Below are 17,954 nucleotides of genomic sequence, written 5' to 3'. Positions count from 1 at the left end.
GGCGCTGCTGGCCGCGCCGCGGTGAGATGGGGTATCTCGCCGATTACCGTTCCGCGCCGGTGCGCCTCGCGCCGTGCAGGCCACGGAGCCGGTTCCACAGCTCGTAGTCCGTGTGCTTCTTGGGCGCGATCAGGTCGTCGGGTCTGGTCACCTTCTCCCCGGTCACCGTGAACTCGCCCCGCTCGCGATCGTTGAGGTCGATGTACGTCGCGTTCTGCTCCAGGCGCCGTCCCGGCCGGACGATGCGCAGCGCCCTGAGCTCGTCGTTGTTGAGCTCGGGGAGCAGGACGCGCGTCTCCTTGAGATCGAAGGCGGACATCGTGTCGTCCGCCGGCGAGGGCGCGCCGATGTTCTGGCCCGCCATGGCGTTCGGGTTCAGGTCGCTCTCGTACTCCGCCGGGTGCTTGTCCGGCGTCTCGGCTTGGTGTCTTGTCATGGTCGTTCCCTCGCCGGCCCCGTGGTGCCCGGAGGGGCCGACCGCAAGCGCCGCCGTCGCCAGGCGGCGGACGCGACAGCACCATGCCCGCGGGGCCGCCAGGGTTTCCGCGCGCCCACGCCGTCGAGCATCCCTCCGGGATCGAGCCCGATCGCGGGCCTGGTGCGCGACGCGAGGCGCTGCTGCGCGCGCCAGGAGCGCGCCGGCGAGGGCGCAGGCAACGCCGGGCACGACGCTGGCTGTGATCAGATGATGCGGGCCCACGTAATTGCGCGCATGCCGTTGCGGTCATCTCTCTTTATCAGACATGAAGATCGGTTATTGGCCGTGCTCCTCTGCGCGAGCGCTGGTATCCAACCGCCGTGGGCAAGCTCGACCGGTTCGCGAAGGAGACGTTTGCTGAGGAGACGTCGCGGGTCACGGGCGGCGCGGCCGCGTGGGAGGACGCGCCCGAGGTCCGGCTCGAGCGGGTGCAGGCCGATGGCTACCTGCGCGTGCTGCGCCCCGAGGGGCTGGCGTTTCTGGCGGCGCCCTGGCCGGAGGTCCGGGCGCACGAGGAGGCGCTGGTCGAGCTGAAGCTGGCGGGCGATCACGTCGACGTGCGCGAGGTCAAGCGGGCGCTGCTGCGCCGGCAGGCGCGGGAGGTCGAGCGGGTGGAGGCGCGGGAGCCGCCCTGGATGGGGGAGGAGCCGCTGTGGTTCGTGGCGCCCCACGTGCCGTCGTGGCTGCACGGCGTGCGGGTGCTGGAGCCGGTTGCGGCTGGGTGTTACCGCGTCGGGCCGGCGGCGTTTCAGTTTCTGTGGATCGCGGCCAACGAGCTGCCGCTGCGCGACGAGCTGGTGCCGTTCCTGGTGGCGCGCTCGGGACGGGCGCTGGATGAATTCGCCCGGTGGGTGGCACCGCGGCGGGAAGTGGAATGGGTGCTCTCCATGATACAGTACATGCCGATGTCAGCGTGGACGCGTGAGGACCTGAAGCGACGGTTCGGCCGCTCCGACGATCCGGAGATCGAGGCACGGCGGCAGGAGATCCTGCAGACCCTGCTCGCAGACAGCCCGGAGGTGAAGGAGCAGTTCATCGAGCAGGGGATCGAGCAAGGGATCGAGCAAGGGATCGAGCAGGGGATCAAGAAGGGGATCGAGCAGGGGATCGAGCAAGGGATCGAGCAGGGGCAGCAGCAAGGCCGGCTGACCGAAGCGCGCGCTGCGCTGCGCCGGGTGCTGGCGCGCCGCGGGCTAGCGCTGAGCGCGGCGCTTGAGGCGCAGATCGATGGCTGCTCCGAGCTGGCGACGCTGGGGCGCTGGCATGATCAGGCGGTGACCGCGGCGAGCGCCCAGGAGGCGCTGGCGTAGACGCTCGCCGGGTAGGGCGCGCCGTGGTGAGGGATGGACCAGGTACCCAGCGCGGAGCAGTGCACCCATGTCAGCGTGGACACGTGAGGACTTGAAGCGGCGGTTCGGCCGCTCCGACGATCCGGAGATCGAGGCGCGGCGGCAGTGGATCCTGAAGGTGTTGCTTGAGGACAGCCCGGAGGTGAAGGCGCGGCTCATCGAAGAAGAGGGCATCAAGAGGGGCCAGCAGCAAGGCCGGCTCACCGAAGCCCGCGCGTCGCTGCGCCGGGTGCTGGCGCGCCGCGGGCTCGCGCTGAGCGCGGCGCTCGAGGCGCAGATCGATGGCTGCTCCGAGCTGGCGACGCTACAGCGATGGCTCGACCAGGCGGTGACCGCCGCGAGCGCCGGAGACGCGCTGGCGTAGGCATCCGGCCGGAACCGGAACCGGAGCGGTCGCTGACCGCGCCAGAGGGCCGTCACCCCGGGCCGCTTGGGAGCGCGGCGAAGACCCGCAGCAGCCGCTCGCGCTCCGCCCGTAGATAGCGGATGTCCTCTTCGTAGAGCGCAGGGTGCCCGGCGGCGATGTGCGCCTGGGATGCGGCGTCGCCGGACTCGGCCCGCGCGCGCATGGACGCGAGGAGCGCCGCCAGCCGGTCGACCACGGTGTCGAGCAACAAGGCTCCCGGCTCGAGCCCATAGGCCCGGCAGAGCCAGGCTGCCCGCCGCGCCTGCTCCTCCGGGCTGCCAGCGCTGTCCGGATTGGTCGGCGCGTGCAGCGGCGCGAACCGGTAGACCGCATACGCCACGTCCCACACGCGCGGACCCGGGTGCGCTGTGTCGAAGTCGATGAAGCCCACCACCCGGCCGGCGCGGAAGACACAGTTGTAGGGCGCGATGTCGCCGTGGCAGATCACCTCGGCTGGCGACCGGGCCGGGAGCGCCCACCGGTCTTCCGGCCCCGCCACGAACGTCGCGCTCGCGTCGTGAAAGCGGCGGAGCAAGGCGGCGGTGGACGTCAGGAGGTCGTCAGTCCTCAGCTCGGCCGGGAGCGCAGGGAACACATCGCCCTCCAGGTACGAGAGGACCTCGTTCCCCTCGTCGTCGTGGCCGAACGGCTCCGGCGCCGCGTCGAACCCCGCTCCCCGCAGGTGCCGCAGCAGCCGGTGGATGGCCGGCGCCGCCGCCGACGCCGGCCGGTGGACCCTGTCCCCGCGCCGGCGCACGGTGTTCACCCCGCCCTGGAATACCGTCTCGTCAACCGCCTTATCGACCATGCCGCGTCATCTTATCACGCATTCGCGGGGGTCAACGCGATCCGGGCGCGAAACCTTCAGTAAAGCGTCCGCGAAGCGCGGAACGACACGAAGGGTTGGGTCGGGCTGCTGGTGTAGAACACGGCCTCCCAGCGGTAGTCTCCAGCATAGGGCGGGACATCCGCCGTGAAGTACACGCGGAGCTGTCGGCTCTGGCCGGGCGCCAGCGTCACCGGGAAGGTGATGACGTCGGCGGGGTCGATCATGAACCTCGGCTCGAGCACGGCGCCGAGCCCGCCCCACGACGCCCACTGCTCCTGGAGGTAATACAGGCTGACCGGCGCCGAGCCGGTGTTCGTCAGCGTGACGAACCGCTCCGCGACGTGCGGAATGGTGACCGCGTACGACGAGATCGGCGGGAAGACGAGCTCCGGCTCGCTCACCGCGACCGTGGCGCCGCCTGTGCCGCGCGGGCGCAGCCGGAGCGTCGGATCGCCGAGCAGCACGTCGATGTTGAGCGGCGTCGTCGCCTGCCGGATCTCGCCCAGCGTGAGGCCATGGGCCAGCAGCTGGAGCTGGGGGGACGGGGTCGGATCCCCGGCGACGAAGACGAGATCCGTGTAGGCGCGCACCGCGAGCGCCTCGCCGGAGAACAGGAGCCAGCCGGCCATGTAGTCCGGATCCGCGAAGTACCCGTTGGTGCACGATTGCAGATCGATCAGGAGCGCGCGCGGCGGCGTTGCCTGATAGTCGCTGCCGAACAGGTACGTCGACCCCCCCAGCCATTGCGAGCTCGACGTGCCGTGCACGTTCACGAAGGCGTACTCGCTGGTCTCGTTCAGCCGCGAGAGCCAGAGCTGGCGCTGGGTGGCGATGTCCGGCGACCAGACCGTCGACAGCCCCTGGGCCGGCGGCTGCGTGAACAGCCACCCAGCCGAGTAGAAATCGCTGGCCTGCTGCTGAACCTGAGCCTGGCTGAGCTCTCCGTCGCCGGGGTCCCCGTTCTGCCCGAGGCTGTTGTAGAAGACCACGCGGGAGCCGTAGCTCTTCGCGCCGGTGCGGTAGGCGTGGTTGCGATCGAGGTACGCCCGGAGCTGCGCCACCCGCTCGGTCAAGGGCAGCACCGCCGGCGGCGTCAGCCGGCCGCTCCACACCTGGCGCCGCCGGTCGACGGTGAGCGCGTCGTAAGAGACGTCGTTCTCGGGGCCGGACACGATGTCGCCCTCTCGATCGTAGACGCCGTTGTGGTTGCGGTCCTGCCAGTACTGGTCGTCGAGCACCTCGTAGAACGCGTCGGTGATGTACGTGTAATTCACCCCGCCGACGACCAGATCGCCGAGCCATACGTGCGGGATGTCGCCGATCAAGAGGTTGCCGATCAGGCCCGCCTGCTGGTGCAGGCCCTGGAGCCGCGCGTGGACCTGCCGGGCCGTCGTGCTGGACGTGTCCACGAGCTCGGTCACCACGCAGACATCGAGCTCTTCCTCGATGTCGTCGGACAGGCGCGCGAGCTCCGCCTGGAGGGGCGCATGGAACGCCTGGTCCACGACGAGCGCGACCGTGCTCGGCCAATCGCACTCGGCCTCGAGCGCGGCGTCGGACACGAGGGATCCATCCGACCCATGGACGCGGAGGCTCTCGCGCAGATCGGCGGTGTCCACCGCGACCGCCGCCGGCGCCGAGCTGGGGTCAGCGCCGTCCGTGGGCTCCGAGCCGGAGCCGGTGCACCCCGCGGGCATCAGGCTCATGAACGATGCGATCGAGGCAATCCGCCGTGCGTGTCTCCGGATATCAAGCATGTTCATCGTGACTCCCATCTCGTGGTCGCCAAAGATGCCACCGGTGTCGTGACACGCAACGTCGCTTTCTTGCCATGGTGCCTGTTCGGCGCGCGGGGCCGTGCGATCGAGGCGATATGCACAACCTGCATGAGACGCATGCTGCATATGAGTTGGAGATTCGTGTCCTCTTCAAGGTGACAGAGACGTTCTACCGCGTCGTGACCCAGAGGCGGTCTGGCCGAGGATCTCGGACGCGATCGGCGTCGAGCCCTCCGTGCTGGAGCAGGTCTGGGAGGACGAGCGGTTGCAGGGCACGCTGGTGCCCGACATCCTGGACGTCCTCGAGGAAGAGGAGCCCTCGGTCGCCGCGCAGACCGGCCGCACCCCGCACCCCGCGCACGCGCGCGGAGCTCGCGCCGCTCGTCGACGACAGCGTGATGCGGGGAGCCCTCGGGCGCCCGTAGGGGCTCAGCCGGCCGGGGGCCGCGCCAGCGGTTGTATCGAGGGAGGGTAGGGGAGCGGGCGGTGAGCTCGCGGGGGCAGGCCTCGGACGAGGCCTGCTCCCCGCGCGCCCGCTGGCGCCAGGCTAGTTGGGGATGCTGTCGTACTGGCAGGTCAGGCTGCAGCCGTCACCGCCCATGCGGTTGCCGTCGTCGCACGTCTCGTACGCGCTCTGCAGCTTGCCGTCGCCGCAGTACGGCCCGTAGACGCAGCCCGGCGCGCACTTGCCATAGCCGCCGGTGTTGCGGCCGTCGCCGTCGTCGCACTGCTCGGTGCCGTTGCGGATGCCGTCGCCGCAGCGCGGGCCGAGCTGGCAGCGCGGGCCGCACTGGCCGTAGCCGCCGTCGTTCACGCCGTCGTCGCACTGCTCGCCCGGCTGCACGACGCCGTCACCGCACTGGGCGCCGAGGCGGCAGTTGTTGCTGCAGCCCGTCGCCGCGTTCGGGGGATCGCACTGCTCGCCCCACTCCTCGTCCGTGTGGTTGTCGCCGCACCTGGCCGCGGGGGTGCAGTTCGGCAGGCAGCTCCCGTACACGCCGTCGTTCACGCCGTCGTCGCACGTCTCGGCGCCGCTGACGATGCCGTCGCCGCAGTACGGCCCGTACTGGCAGATGACGTTGCACCCGCCGTAGACGCCGCTGTTCATGTCCTCGCCGAGGTCGCACTCCTCCTCCTCGGGCTGGACGATGGCGTCGCCGCAGCGCGGCCCGAACACGCACGAGGGGCCGCACTGGCCGTACCCGCCGTCGTTGATGCCGTCGTCGCACTCCTCGCCGAACTGCGACTGAACGACCCCGTCGCCGCAGTGCGCGCCGAGCCGGCAGCTCGCGCAGCTCGGGTCGGCCGCGTTGTCGCACTCCTCGCCCCAGTCCTCGTCGACGTGGTTGTCGCCGCACCGCGGGGCCGGCAGGCAGCCCGGGCTGCAGGTGCCGTAGGTGCCGTCGTTCACGCCGTCGTCGCACGACTCGCGGCCGTTCCTGACGCCGTCGCCGCAGTAGGGCGCGTAGCGGCAGGTGGGGGTGCACCCGCCGTAAGCGCCTGTGTTGTTGCCGTCGCCGAGGTCGCACTGCTCCTCGCCGGGCTGGACGATGCCGTCGCCGCAGCGCGGCCCGAACACGCACGAGGGGCCGCACTGGCCGTACCCGCCGTCGTTCACGCCGTCGTCGCACTCCTCGCCGAGCTCGGGCTGCGTGACGCCGTTACCGCACTGCGAGGCGATGTGGCAGCTGATGCAGTACGGGTCGGTGGCGCTGTCGCACTCCTCGCCCCAGTCCGCGTCGACGCGGTTGTCGCCGCACTTCGGGGCCGGCGTGCAGCCCGGGTTGCAGGTGCCGTACGCGCCGTCGTTCACGCCGTCGTCGCACCCCTCGGGGCCGTTCCTGATGCCGTCGCCGCAGTACGGCGCGTAGTTGCAGCTGGCGGTGCACCCGGCGTAAGCGCCGGTGTTGTTGCCGTCGCCGAGGTCGCAGCTCTCGTCCTCGGGCTGGACGATGCCGTCGCCGCAGCGGGGCCCGAGCACGCACGAGCGGTTGCACTGGCCGTACCCGCCGTCGTTGACGCCGTCGTCGCACTCCTCGTCGAACTCCGGCTGCACCACCCCGTCGCCGCAGTGCTCGCCGAGCTGGCAGGCCACGCAGTACGGGTCGTCCGCGTCGTCGCACTCCTCGCCCCAGTCCGCGTCGACGCGGCCGTCGCCGCACTTCGGGGCCGGCGTGCAGGTCGGGTTGCAGGTGCCGTAGGTGCCGTCGTTGATGCCGTCGTCGCACTGCTCGGCGCCGTTGCGGATCGTGTCGCCGCAGTACGGCCCGATGTCGCACGACGTCGTGCAGCCGCCGTAGCCGCTCGCCGTGTTGCCGGCGCCGAGGTCGCACGCCTCGAACGGAGCGTTGACCGCGCCGTCGCCGCAGCGGGGCGGGGCCACGCACCCCGGCGCGCAGGCGCCAGAGGCGTTGGCGTACGTGCTGTTGTTCACGCCGTTGTCGCAGGCCTCGGGGCCGTTCCTCACGCCGTCGCCGCAGTACGCGCCGAGCTGGCAGTTGTTGCACTTGCCGTAGCCCGTCCCGTTCGCGGTGCCGTCGTCGCACTCCTCACCGGGCGTCACGACCGGCGGGTCGACCCCGCACTGCGGCGTGCAGACCGACGTGCCGGCGCTGAAGCCCGCCAGCGTGAGCTGGTAGTTCGACCCGGTGACGTGGCGCTCGGCCTGGAACACCGCGATCTCGTAGACCTTGCCGTTCTCGAGGCCCAGGTTGACGGTGTAAGGCGCGCGCGTCGGGCAGTTGGTCTCGGTGCAGGGGGTCACGCGGGCGGTGCCGTTGTCGAGGATGGTGACGCTCTCCTGGTTGCGCTGGTGGATGCCGCCGATGTCCGCGGTCAGCGTGTTCTTGATGAACACCCAGACGTCGTCGTCACCGTAGAACGTGAGCACCGGGTCGGCCGCCCTCGGGTCCGAGTTGAACTGGAACCAGTAGCGGACCTCGCTCGTGAAGTAGAAGTTGTGCCTCTGGCCTCCGTCGCCGTTCTGCACCAGCTCCAGGCCGCTGGCGACCAGGCTCTCGAGCACGGGATCCCCGCCGGGCGGGGTGAGGTCCAGCGGCCAGAACGGGCTCCGCTCGTAGACGAAGTTCCCGGGGCTCGTCTCGACGAGGTCGATCGTGGTGGTGATCGTCCTGTTGAAGTTGGGGTTGTCCCGGTACCACCACTGGAAGTTGTTTTGCCCCGTGGTCCAGCCGTTCGCGGCGCTCGGCGTGAGCGTGCCGGTTCCGCGGGCGTTCACGGGCTTGCCGTCGGCGTCGAGCGTCGTCGCGACGGTGCCGTCGATCTGCGCGCCGTCGGGGCTGATCTCGAAGTCGAGGTGCCCGCGGAGCGCATCGCTCTGGTTGGCGTCGCAGGCGCCGTTGGCCGTGGAGCTGAACGTGTTGCTCGTCGGGCAGTAGCCGATGAAGTCGCGGAGGACCATCGGCAGCCGCATCTCGGTGGGCGCGACGGCGCAGACGTAGCCCGCCTCGACCCTGCAGTCGGCGGAGCAGCCGTCGCCGCTCTCGTTGTTGCCGTCATCGCACTGCTCGGTCGCGTCGCCGGGCAGGAGGATGCCGTCGCCGCACTCCGAGACGCACGCGCCGAGCGGGCAGTTCGGCTCGCGCTTGCAGTCCGGCGTGCAGCCGTCTCGCCAGTTGTCGTTGCCGTCGTCGCAGACCTCGGTGCCCTCGGCGATGCCGTCGCCGCAGACCGAGAAGCCCAGGCAATCCTGGGGCTCGCCGTCGTCACACACCCGGCCCGGCTCGATCTTGCAGGTCTCGTCGCAGCCGTCGCCCGGGAAGAGATCGCCGTCGTCGCACTGCTCGGCGCCCATCTTGATCCCGTCGCCGCAGATCGTCTTGCACGGGAACCCGACGCGCGAGCAATCCCACCCGTCCTCGACGAGCTGGCAGTCGGCGCTGCAGCCGTCGCCGGACGCGGGCGGCTTCTGGCCGTCGTCGCACACCTCGGTGCCGCCGATCACGCCGTCGCCACAGACGGGCGGCGCAGGCGGGGTGCACCGCCCGCCGGTCGGCGGGCACGTCCAGCCGAGCTCGAGCTTGCACTGCGGCGTGCAACCGTCGCCGCCGACGGGGCTCGCCTCGCCGCCGTCGTCGCACTGCTCGCCCGGCTGGACCACGCCGTCGCCGCAATACGTCCTTCGCGTGCAGGGCTGGCCCGGCCTGCAGATCCAGCCGTCCTCGAGCCGGCAGGCGGCCGTGCAGCCGTCGCCGGACGCGGGCGGGTCGTCGCCGTCGTCGCACTCCTCCGAGCCGTTCACGCGGCCATCGCCGCACCTGTAGAGGAGGACGCAGGGCTCACCCGGCTCGGGGCACACATACGAGCTCTCCACCGTCTTGCAGTCCGCGCTGCAGCCGTCGCCGCTCGCCGTGTTGCCGTCGTCGCAGACCTCGCCCGGGTTCACCACGCCGTCGCCGCAGCGGATCTGCAGCACGCAGGGCCGCCCCGGGGTCGGGCAGGTGTAGAACGCCTCCTGCCGGCACAGGCTCGAGCAGCCGTCGCCGCCGGCGGTGTTGCCGTCGTCGCACTGCTCGCCGGTCTCCTTGGCGCCGTTGCCGCAGGCAGGCAGCCGCGTGCACGGCTGGCCGGGCCGGCTGCACTGATACCCTTCCTCGCGCATGCACGTCGCGCTGCAGCCGTCGCCGGACGCGGGCGGGCTGTCGCCGTCCTCGCACTCCTCCGAGCCGTTCACGCGGCCATCGCCGCACCGGAACGGGACGACGCAGGGCTGGCCCGGCGTGGTGCACACGTAATTCGTCTCCACCGCGCCGCAGTCCGCGCTGCAGCCGTCGCCGCTCGCCGTGTTGCCGTCGTCGCAGATCTCGCCGGGGTTCAGCACGCCGTCGCCGCACCGGAGCTGCAGCTGGCAGGGCTGCCCGGGGATCGGACAGGAATAGAACGCCTCCTGCCGGCACAGGCTCGAGCAGCCATCGCCGCTCGCGACGTTGCCGTCGTCGCACTGCTCGCCGGTCTCCTTGGCGCCGTTGCCGCAGACGGGCAGGAGCTCGCACGCCTGCCCGGGCCTCGGGCACACGTAGCCCGGCTCGCGCATGCACTCCGCGCTGCAGCCGTCGCCGGACGCGGGCGGGTCGTCGCCGTCTTCGCACTGCTCGCCGCTGTTCACGCGGCCGTCACCGCAGCGGTAAAGCCGGATGCAGGGCTCGCCCGGCTCGGGGCAAACGAAGAGCGGGTCGAGCACCCTGCAGTCGGCGCTGCAGCCGTCGCCGTTCAGCGTGTTGCCGTCGTCGCAGAGCTCGCCGGGGTCGACCGCGCCGTCGCCGCACCGGATCTGCAGCTCGCAGGGCTCTCCCGGGGTGGGGCACGTATAGAACGACTCCTGCCGGCAGAGGCTCGAGCAGCCGTCGCCGCTGGCGGCGTTGCCGTCGTCGCACTGCTCGCCGGTCTCCTTGTCGCCGTTGCCGCAGACCGGCACGCGCTCGCAGGGCTGCCCCGGCCTCGAGCAGACGAAGCCCGGCTCGCGCCGGCAGTCGGCGCTACAGCCGTCGCCGGACGCCTCGTTGAGGTCGTCGCACTCCTCCGAGCCGTTCACGCGGCCGTCGCCACAGTCGTAGAGCCGCCTGCACGGCTGGCCGGGCACCGGACAGACGTACGAGGGGTCGACGAAGAAGCAGTCGGCGCTGCAGCCGTCGCCATCGGCGGTGTTGCCGTCGTCGCAGAACTCGCCCGGATCGAGCACGCCATCGCCGCACGCGATGGTCAGCACGCACGGCTCGCCGGGCGTGGGACATGCGCAGTAGGGCTCGATCTCGCACAGACCGGAGCAGCAGTCGCCGGGCAGGCTGTTGCCGTCGTCGCACGCCTCGCTGGCCTGGTTGATCTCGCCGTCGCCGCACGCTGGCTCCTGCGGCAACTCGCACTCGGGGGGCGGGTCGTCGCCGGCGCAGGGGTCCGGCCCGCCGCCTTCGCCGCCGGTGCCGACGCCGACACCGAAGTCGTCGCCGCCGGTGCCGGCAGCCGCGCCGGCGCCGGAGACCGCGCCGTTCCCCGCGCCGCCCACGCCTGTTTCGCCGCCCGTGGAGGGGGCATCCCCTCCGCAGGCGGCAGCTACTTGCAGTAATCCCACCGCCAAAGCCAGATAAGACGTTCTCAAACTCACGACGCACCTCGACGAACACGAGCGACTGCGCTCGGGCAGGAAGTCGACGACCCCGGCGCAGGGTAGATCGGGCGCCCCTCGCACCTCTAGCCGAAAATCACTCCATCCTGCTCCACTCGGCTCTTCCTCACGACGTCTTCTGCGGCGGATTCCACCAGAGCTCACGACGTCTTTCCGCGGCGGATTCCACGAGCGCCGCGGACGAATGACGCACGTTGCGCGACGCGGCGCGGGGCGGACTCGGCTGCTTCCTGTCAGCTTCTGAGGTCGCCGGGCAGGCGCCGGGCGTCACAACCCCGTTCGCGCTTGACAATGGTGCCCTCGCCGGCGGCCGAGGGATCGTTGGAACGCAAAGGATCGCGGTGCGCGCCGCGCGCCGCGCGCCGCGCGCCGGCGCGCGCCGGCTGGCGAAGCGCTGGGCAGGTGCCGTCACTGCGGCCCGATGGATCTGGGCACGATCGCGGCCTTCACCTGGCCGTCGCCGTCGATGCGAAAGGCCACGCGCCCGTCGTCATGCTCCTCGACCAGCGGGGCTCCCGCGGGGGCGTCACTCCAGCGCGCAGTCGATCGTGGCCTCTCCGGCGACGCAGCCGATCGTCGTGGCGGCGCCCGTGTCGATGAAGGTGAAGCGGACTAGCTCGGTCTCCGTGCGCTGGAACGTCATCGTGAGGTCGCGACCCCTCCAGCGGTAGACGGAGCCATTGTAGTTGACGAGCGACGTGTCGAGCCCACCGCGCTCGCCCCGCGGCTCGAGCGTGAAGGAACCGTCGGCGGGCCGCAGCCAGAAGTTGTCCGCGCCGTCAGAGGCGCACTGGCCGGCCTTGGCGAGCAGCAGCGCGACGGCCGGGGCTCCCGTGTCGTCGACGCCGACCCCGTCGACGAAGATCACGTTCGTCGGATTCGGCCCGCCCACGAAGCCGCAGGGGCCGCAGTCGTAACAGTCTTCCTCCTCGGGGTCGACGCAGCTGGCGATCGGATAGACGAGGAGGAGGAGGGTGATCGTGCAAAGTGCTCGAGGCATGGACGACAGGGTAGCAGTCACCTTGACGTGATCGCCGCCCGGCGGCCTCGCTCGGCTGGCCTGCCGCGGGCGTGCTCAGTGAGCCTGTCGAAAGACGACCGCGGCGCCGAGCGCCGCGGCGGCCGGGACGAAGAGGTCGCCAGCCGCCGACCGCCGCAGCGGGAAGCCGTTCTCCTCCAGCAGCCTCCGCGCGGCGCCGAGGTCGCGCACCGCGACCGCGTAGGCGACGAAGGCTGGGAGCGCGGGGGCCCGCTCGCCGGGCAGGAGCGTGTCCAGGTCGGCGTCGGCGACGAGGGTGACCTGGGAGCCCTCGAGCTCGAAGACGCGCGTCGGCCCGTCGGCCCGCGCGGGGCGGCCGAGGTACTTCTCGTAGCGGCGTTCGACGTCCGATAAGGCGGCCCGGGCGACGCAGAGCACGGACCCCACGAGATCGACCGCGCCGTTCGGGTGGTCGAGGTCGAGCTGCGCCTCGAGCGCCTCCGCCGCCGGGTTCTCCGCGACCGCGAGCCTCCCCTCGGACACGCGGCCTGCGCTGGCCTCCTCCGGCTCATCACTGTCGATCTCGAGGAGGCGGGTCGGCTCCATCCGCGTCCCGCTCGCGGTGTCGATCGGGCGACGAACGGTGTTGACGCCCCCGTGACGGACGCCATCCGCGCTCAGCCGGCCGGCGGTGGCGTCGGCGTCGGACGTCTCGAAGACGAGGATGTGCAGGCCCTGGAAGCGCGCGAGGCACGAGGCGACCCTGGCAACCGTGCTGCGGATAGCCGCGGTGATCCGCGGCAGGTGCTCCGGAGGAGCCTGGATGGGGATGCGCCTTATGCCGCGCGGGAGCCGGTCGGGATCCTCGTCGCTGACGCAGCTCATGAGATCGACAAAGCTGCGCGGGAAGTTGGCGTGGGTGTTCGCCGCGCCGATCGGCCGGGGAGGCTCGCCCTCCCTGAGCGACAGCGTGGGGCAGGCAGGCGGCGACAGGTGAAAGCCGAGCCGCCGATAGAGCACGAGGCCTTCCTCGAGGTCGCTCACGACATGACCGACATGGTGCAGATGATTGATGTCATGACCCATGGACGTCACCTGTTCCTGAAGGGGCTCCGGGCATCGGGCCGCCCGCATCTCCGGGCGGCGGGGGCAAGCCCGGCAGGCCGTCGATGCTCCTCGTGTTCTTCTCCAGCCGGTAGCGCGAGAGGCCCTCCGGCCCCTTGCGCTCCGCCCATTTCGACAGCGTGTCCCGCTCGCCCTCGTAGGCCATGAGCGGCACGGCGTAGCCGCACGACGTGGCGATGCGCTCGAGCGCCACGCGGATCACCGACCGGACGCTGACAGGCGCGGCCAGGCGCTGCGAGCGCGACGTTCCGAACGGGTCGCTTGTGCCCGCCGCCGTCGCGCCCTACCGTGGGCACGGACGATGCTGCTGGGACGCGACGCGCTGAGGAACCTCTGCCGGGCGAGGGATCTGCTCTCGGAGGTGCAGGAGTCGAGGATGTCGATCGAGGACGTCGCGCGGGAGGCGGCGATCTCTCCCTACCACTTCATCCGGCAGTTCGAGGCGGTGTTCGGCTTGACCCCGCACCAGTACCGCATCCGCCGGCGCCTCGATCTGGCCAAGCAGCTCCTGGCGGCCGGGCAGCACTCGGTGACCGACGTGTGCATGGAGGTCGGGTTCTCCAGCCTCGGCAGCTTCAGCGCCCTGTTCGCGCAGCGGATCGGCGTGCCGCCTTCGGCGTACCGGCGGCGGCTGCGCGCGATGGTCCAGGTGCCCGGGAGGCTCCCGTGGGAGCTCATCCCGGGGTGCTTCAGCCTGATGGGGCGGCTCCCGCCGGGTGCGTTTCGCAGTTTTCGAGAAGCCTGACCCGGGCGGCCCTGGCAGAGTCGGCCGCGAACCAAAAGCTCAGCGAGGCGTCGATGAGGATCAAGCTCAACAGCATCATGGTCGAGGATCAGGAGCGAGCGGCGAAGTTCTACACGGAGGTGCTCGGCTTCAAGAAGAAGCACGACTTCCCGGTCGGCGAGTACCGGTGGATCACCATGGTCTCGCCCGAGGGCCCGGACGACGTCGAGCTCGTGCTCGAGCCGAACGCCAACCCGGCGGCGAAGACGTTCCAGCAGGCGATGTTCGCGCAGGGCATCCCGCTCACCGCGTTCGAGGTGACGGATCTTCAGGCCGAGTTCGCGCGCCTCAAGGAGCACCAGGTGGCGTTCACCCAGGAGCCCACGCCGATGGGCCCGGTCATGATCGCGGTGTTCTCGGACACGTGTGGGAACCTGATCCAGCTCTATCAGCCGATCTAGCGCCTGCCCCGAGCTCGCGGGCCGCAGGGGCCAGGCCGCTCAGGGATAGGTGTCCAGGTCCCACCACTCGTTCGCCATGTTGTCGTCCGTGATCACGGGCTGATCCTGGGTGCGGCGCAGGATGGATTCACGGCCCTCCCAGGTGGGGATCCCGCGCCAGTCCTGCTCTCGCAGCAGGTCGAGCTCCGCGGCGCGCACGCCCGGGGGGAGGACTGGCCGCCCGTCGATCCGCCACTGATCGAGCTTCCGCTCGAAGCGCCCGCGGTCGATCGTGATCGGCTCGTCCGACGCGATGAGCATGTTCTGGTATCTCATGGCGTACGGAAACGCCATCGCCGTGGTCTTCTGGGCGGCAGCCGAGTAGGTCGCGTTCAAGTAGAGGATCCCCCCGGGCGCGAGGCGCCCGCGCGACATGGCGAGGTATTCGCGCGAGAGCAGGTTCGCCGCGTGGGCGCGCCAGTAGACGATCGTGTTCTGGATGATGACGTCGAACCGCCGCGACGCTCGCCCGAGATGGCGCCTCCCGTCGTCGATGACGATCTCCACCTTCGGGTTCTCGAGAGCGCTGGCCAGCGTGGGAGTCTGGCGCATCACCTCGACGTACCCAGGGTCGATCTCGACCACGGTGATCCGCGTGACCTCGTCGAGGTTGGCCAGCACCTGCAGCCACGCGCCGGCGCCCAGCCCGACCATCAAGATCTCCCGAGGACGAGGGTGGAAGGCCGGCACCAGGTAGGCGCGCAGCACGCGGTTGTCGTCCGGACGCGGAATTGGATCGATGTTCGTCTGCCCATCGTACGAGCCGTTGCCGTAGACGACCCCGCTCGTCGTCAGGTTGACGACGCCGCTCCGCCCCTCGACGGTGTGGGCGAACCGCTCGCCCGTCACGAACTCGTCCTTGTAGAGGAGCCGCTCGTACAGCTGATCGTGCAGCGCCGGGGAAGACCACGCGAAGAGGCCGCAGAGGAGCGCCGCCGTGGCGCCGAGGACCACCCTCGAGAGGGGCCTGGTGAGCTCGGCGACCACGAGCGCCGCGCCGAGCGCCGACCCGGCGGTCGCCAGGGCGGTGTTGAGGCCGCGCAGGGAGATCGCGTCGAGCAGCCAGAGGCCCGTCGCCAGGCTGCCGAGCGCCGAGCCGACGATGTTGCCGACAACCACATAGGAGAGGCGGCCGCCCGCCCGCTCGTCCGCGGGGATGGCGAAGTGCGATAACAACGGGAGCCCTGCGCCGAGCCCGGCCGCGCCCACGGCGAAGAGCGGGAGCGTCGATTCCGCTGGCACGCCGGGCCAGCTTGCCCCCAGACCTCGCGAGCTGACCAGGCGGGCCGTCGCCGGGATCACGAGGAACGCCGCCGAGCTGGTAAGAGCCATCACGACCCCGACGATCGCCAGTTGCGGGGGACGACCGGGCGCCGCTCGCCGGCAGTACTCTCCTGCGAAGAACGACCCGAGGGCGAGGCCAACCAGGTACGCCGCGATGAACAGACCGAACGCGTCGGGTGGGCCTTCGGCGGCGAAGGCATACGTGCGCACCCAGAGGATCTCGTAGGAAAGCGCGATGAAGCCGCTGAGGCCGGCGGCGACGCAAGCCACGGGCAACCTCATTCGCGCCTCCGGCGTGCGTCCCCGAGCCGTGTGCCGACCACGACCGCGACGCCGAGGACGACGTTGAGACAGGCCGACGCCGCGACGGTGCCGCTCAATCCCAGCGCCGGCAGCAGCGCGCGCACCGACACGTAGGCGCCTGCCGACGCCCCCAGCGTGTTCACGAAATAGAGCGTCCCCACCGATCGGCCGACGTTCCCCGAGCGCGACACCGCGTGTCCGACGAGCAGCGGCAGGGAAGCCCCCATGAGCGTCGTCGGCAGCAGCAGCAACAAGAACGCGACGAGGCCGGTGGTGAGGTGGCCGATGACTCCGGTGATCCTGGCGACGCTATCGAACAGGCCGAGGCTGAGATAACCGAAGATGCCGACTCCGATCTCCGCAGCACCGAACACGGGCAAGGCCGCAGCAGGGCGAGCCCGTGAGATCGCGCCTCCGAGCGCGCTGCCCGCGCCCAGCCCGAGCATGAACGCCGTGACCACCATCGTTACCGAGGTGATATCGAGCCCGTACAGGGCGAAGAGCGCCCGCTGCCAGACGATCTGATAGACCAGCGCCGTCGCGCCGGAGAAGAAGAACACGATTCGAAGCCAGAGCGCCATGGGTGCACAAGGGCGCCGCCAGTCTAGTGGCAAAAGTCCGCGTCGTCACGCGCCGTGCGGGAGGCGAGCCGGTCGGCGCGCGCTGCCCCGGCGGAGCGAGCAGCAAGCCGAGATGCTCCTTCCTGCACCACGCCTCCGGTTCTCTGGACCCGCGACCCGCGCCGTGATCCTTCAGGGGCCGAGGTCGCCGTTGAACGTGAAGCCCGTCCCCAGGGGGGTCATGACGAGCTTGATCAGCGGCACGTTGACGTGCGCCCGCAGCGCGCCGTTGTCCAGGCCGCGCCCGGTGCAGCCGGAGAACGCGACATGGACAGCGCCGCGGCCGGCGGCGTCCTCCACGAGCAACACCGCGTCTGCCGGGGGCGGCGCCGGCGGGCGCAGGCACTCCTTCGGGTCGACGTCGGGGTTGGGGCCGGGCGCTGCCGAGCTCAAGGCGGCGGCCAGCGCGGCGGCCTCTTGCCCGGACAGGCGCGCTGAGGTCAGCAGCGTATCGTCGTCTGTGCCGTAGTAGCAGACGGAGATCGAGCTCGGGTTGCCGGGGGCCATGGCCGAGCGCGCGCCGGGGTGCGTCGCCTGGGGGCGCTTCCCCGGGGGGCGCCTGGCGGGACACCCGTTGTGGTCGACGCTGACCAGCCGCGCGCTGTCGAGGATCCGGCGTGCGGTCTCGGGATCGTGGGCCCGCACCGAGACCAGGACACGCTGCGACGGGAGCCGCAGCCAGCCGAGATGACGGCCGTCCGCGCCCCGCCCCTCCGTGCGCTCGGCGCTCACGCCGCCGAGCGACACGCCACGCCGCGTGAGCCCCGGGCCTTTCATGGCGTCATCCGGCGCATCGGGGCCGATGATCGCGACCTGCTTGCTCGGCGTCTCCGGCGTCAGGCAATCGCGCTGCGGCCCCTGCGCCCGGACGACGGTGGGCCCCTGGCTCATGTTGCAGCCGTAGTCGTTGACGGCCCAGCCGGCCGGAACCTCGATCTGCACGCCGAGGGAGCTCTCGACCCGCCACCCCGCGGCGTCCGCGGGCGGGGGCGTCGCGGAAGGCGCGGGGCTGGCGACCGGCGCGGCGCTGGCGGCCGGCGCGGCGCTGGCGGCCGGCGCGGCGCTGGCGGCCGGCGCGGCGCTGGCGACCGGCGCGGCGCTTGCGGCCGGCCTGGACCCGGCAGCAGCCGTTCCTGACGCGTCCGGGGCGGCGCGCGCGCAGGCGGCCATGCCGAGGCCGAGCGCGCCGGCCGCGAGCGCGAGCGCCATCGCGCGGGCAGCGGGGCGCCCGTGCCGGTCCGGGCGCCCGTGCCGGTCCGGACGCCGCGGGCCCGCGTCGCGCTCGCCGCCGCCGGCCCACATGCCCGTCGTCCTCTCGCCGTCTCGATCTGCGTTGGTCATCTCTGTCCCTCAGGGTTCGGGCGGCAGAGCGGCGCCGCCGCGGCACCTACCGACGGAAGAAGCGGTGATCCGGTCTACGTGTCTACACGATCAGCGGCG

Annotated in this window: 14 protein-coding genes; 4 read left to right on the top strand and 10 right to left on the bottom strand. The window is 71.4% G+C overall.

All coding sequences use genetic code 11. The features are described from left to right. Window positions 1-43: 43 nt before the first annotated feature. On the bottom strand, window positions 44-436 hold the full coding sequence (locus WME85_RS31115; protein ID WP_437826559.1) for a hypothetical protein: 393 nt from the start codon (window positions 434-436) through the stop codon (window positions 44-46). 362 nt (window positions 437-798) lie between these two features. Here WME85_RS31115 and WME85_RS31110 point away from each other — a divergent pair, with 362 nt between their 5' ends. Both WME85_RS31110 and WME85_RS31105 read left to right on the top strand, forming a co-directional pair. Further along, a complete protein-coding gene (locus tag WME85_RS31110) occupies window positions 799-1,788 on the top strand; it encodes a hypothetical protein (RefSeq protein WP_437826557.1) in 990 nt (329 codons plus the stop codon). Between the two features lie 67 nt (window positions 1,789-1,855). Beyond that, window positions 1,856-2,191, top strand: a complete 336-nt coding sequence (locus tag WME85_RS31105; protein WP_437826555.1) for a hypothetical protein — start codon at window positions 1,856-1,858, stop codon at window positions 2,189-2,191. Window positions 2,192-2,243: 52 nt separating this feature from the next. Here WME85_RS31105 and WME85_RS31100 read toward each other — a convergent pair whose 3' ends face one another. From WME85_RS31100 to WME85_RS31075, 6 genes are all read right to left on the bottom strand, one after another. Next, window positions 2,244-3,041 (bottom strand): phosphotransferase enzyme family protein, encoded by a 798-nt coding sequence (locus tag WME85_RS31100; RefSeq protein ID WP_437826553.1) that lies wholly within the window; start codon window positions 3,039-3,041, stop codon window positions 2,244-2,246. Window positions 3,042-3,097: 56 nt separating this feature from the next. Beyond that, window positions 3,098-4,768, bottom strand: coding sequence for a hypothetical protein (locus WME85_RS31095; RefSeq protein WP_437826551.1), 1,671 nt, complete (start codon window positions 4,766-4,768; stop codon window positions 3,098-3,100). Window positions 4,769-5,387: 619 nt separating this feature from the next. After that, window positions 5,388-10,958 (bottom strand): DUF4215 domain-containing protein, encoded by a 5,571-nt coding sequence (locus WME85_RS31090; protein ID WP_437826549.1) that lies wholly within the window; start codon window positions 10,956-10,958, stop codon window positions 5,388-5,390. A gap of 547 nt (window positions 10,959-11,505) precedes the next feature. Then, window positions 11,506-11,979, bottom strand: a complete 474-nt coding sequence (locus WME85_RS31085; protein ID WP_437826547.1) for a hypothetical protein — start codon at window positions 11,977-11,979, stop codon at window positions 11,506-11,508. 75 nt (window positions 11,980-12,054) lie between these two features. Continuing rightward, entirely contained in the window at window positions 12,055-13,044 is a 990-nt protein-coding gene (locus WME85_RS31080) for a VOC family protein (protein WP_437826545.1), read from the bottom strand. Continuing rightward, window positions 13,034-13,285 (bottom strand): hypothetical protein, encoded by a 252-nt coding sequence (locus WME85_RS31075; RefSeq protein WP_437826543.1) that lies wholly within the window; start codon window positions 13,283-13,285, stop codon window positions 13,034-13,036. The genes WME85_RS31080 and WME85_RS31075 overlap by 11 nt, the downstream gene beginning before the upstream one ends. A gap of 99 nt (window positions 13,286-13,384) precedes the next feature. On the opposite strand from WME85_RS31075, the gene WME85_RS31070 reads away from it, so the two are divergent. Together WME85_RS31070 and WME85_RS31065 are read left to right on the top strand one after the other, a co-directional pair. Next, a complete protein-coding gene (locus WME85_RS31070) occupies window positions 13,385-13,828 on the top strand; it encodes a helix-turn-helix transcriptional regulator (protein WP_437826541.1) in 444 nt (147 codons plus the stop codon). A gap of 53 nt (window positions 13,829-13,881) precedes the next feature. Continuing rightward, window positions 13,882-14,268: a VOC family protein gene (locus WME85_RS31065; protein WP_437826539.1), complete on the top strand. Its 387-nt coding sequence runs from the start codon at window positions 13,882-13,884 to the stop codon at window positions 14,266-14,268. 39 nt (window positions 14,269-14,307) lie between these two features. On the opposite strand, the gene WME85_RS31060 is transcribed toward WME85_RS31065, so the two are convergent. The 3 genes from WME85_RS31060 to WME85_RS31050 all read right to left on the bottom strand — a co-directional run bounded on the left by WME85_RS31060 (window position 14,308) and on the right by WME85_RS31050 (window position 17,855). After that, window positions 14,308-15,861 (bottom strand): hypothetical protein, encoded by a 1,554-nt coding sequence (locus WME85_RS31060; protein WP_437826538.1) that lies wholly within the window; start codon window positions 15,859-15,861, stop codon window positions 14,308-14,310. Window positions 15,862-15,869: 8 nt separating this feature from the next. Next, window positions 15,870-16,475 carry a fused MFS/spermidine synthase gene (locus WME85_RS31055; RefSeq protein WP_437826536.1) on the bottom strand — a complete coding sequence of 202 codons (606 nt, stop codon included), beginning with the start codon at window positions 16,473-16,475 and terminating at the stop codon, window positions 15,870-15,872. Between the two features lie 171 nt (window positions 16,476-16,646). Then, window positions 16,647-17,855, bottom strand: coding sequence for a hypothetical protein (locus tag WME85_RS31050; RefSeq protein ID WP_437826535.1), 1,209 nt, complete (start codon window positions 17,853-17,855; stop codon window positions 16,647-16,649). Between the last annotated feature and the right edge of the window lie 99 nt (window positions 17,856-17,954).

It is taken from the genome of Sorangium sp. So ce1153, assembly GCF_051521595.1.
Classification (GTDB): domain Bacteria; phylum Myxococcota_A; class Polyangia; order Polyangiales; family Polyangiaceae; genus Sorangium.
This window is presented reverse-complemented; position numbering and strand designations above follow the sequence as displayed.

Coding starts and splice junctions, on each gene's coding strand:
- WME85_RS31050 (WP_437826535.1), bottom strand. CDS start 17,855: ATGACCAACGCAGATCGAGACGGCGAGAGGACGACGGGCATGTGGGCC.
- WME85_RS31095 (WP_437826551.1), bottom strand. CDS start 4,768: ATGAGCCTGATGCCCGCGGGGTGCACCGGCTCCGGCTCGGAGCCCACG.
- WME85_RS31070 (WP_437826541.1), top strand. CDS start 13,385: ATGCTGCTGGGACGCGACGCGCTGAGGAACCTCTGCCGGGCGAGGGAT.
- WME85_RS31085 (WP_437826547.1), bottom strand. CDS start 11,979: ATGCCTCGAGCACTTTGCACGATCACCCTCCTCCTCCTCGTCTATCCG.
- WME85_RS31080 (WP_437826545.1), bottom strand. CDS start 13,044: ATGGGTCATGACATCAATCATCTGCACCATGTCGGTCATGTCGTGAGC.
- WME85_RS31115 (WP_437826559.1), bottom strand. CDS start 436: ATGACAAGACACCAAGCCGAGACGCCGGACAAGCACCCGGCGGAGTAC.
- WME85_RS31055 (WP_437826536.1), bottom strand. CDS start 16,475: ATGGCGCTCTGGCTTCGAATCGTGTTCTTCTTCTCCGGCGCGACGGCG.
- WME85_RS31100 (WP_437826553.1), bottom strand. CDS start 3,041: ATGGTCGATAAGGCGGTTGACGAGACGGTATTCCAGGGCGGGGTGAAC.
- WME85_RS31105 (WP_437826555.1), top strand. CDS start 1,856: ATGTCAGCGTGGACACGTGAGGACTTGAAGCGGCGGTTCGGCCGCTCC.
- WME85_RS31065 (WP_437826539.1), top strand. CDS start 13,882: ATGAGGATCAAGCTCAACAGCATCATGGTCGAGGATCAGGAGCGAGCG.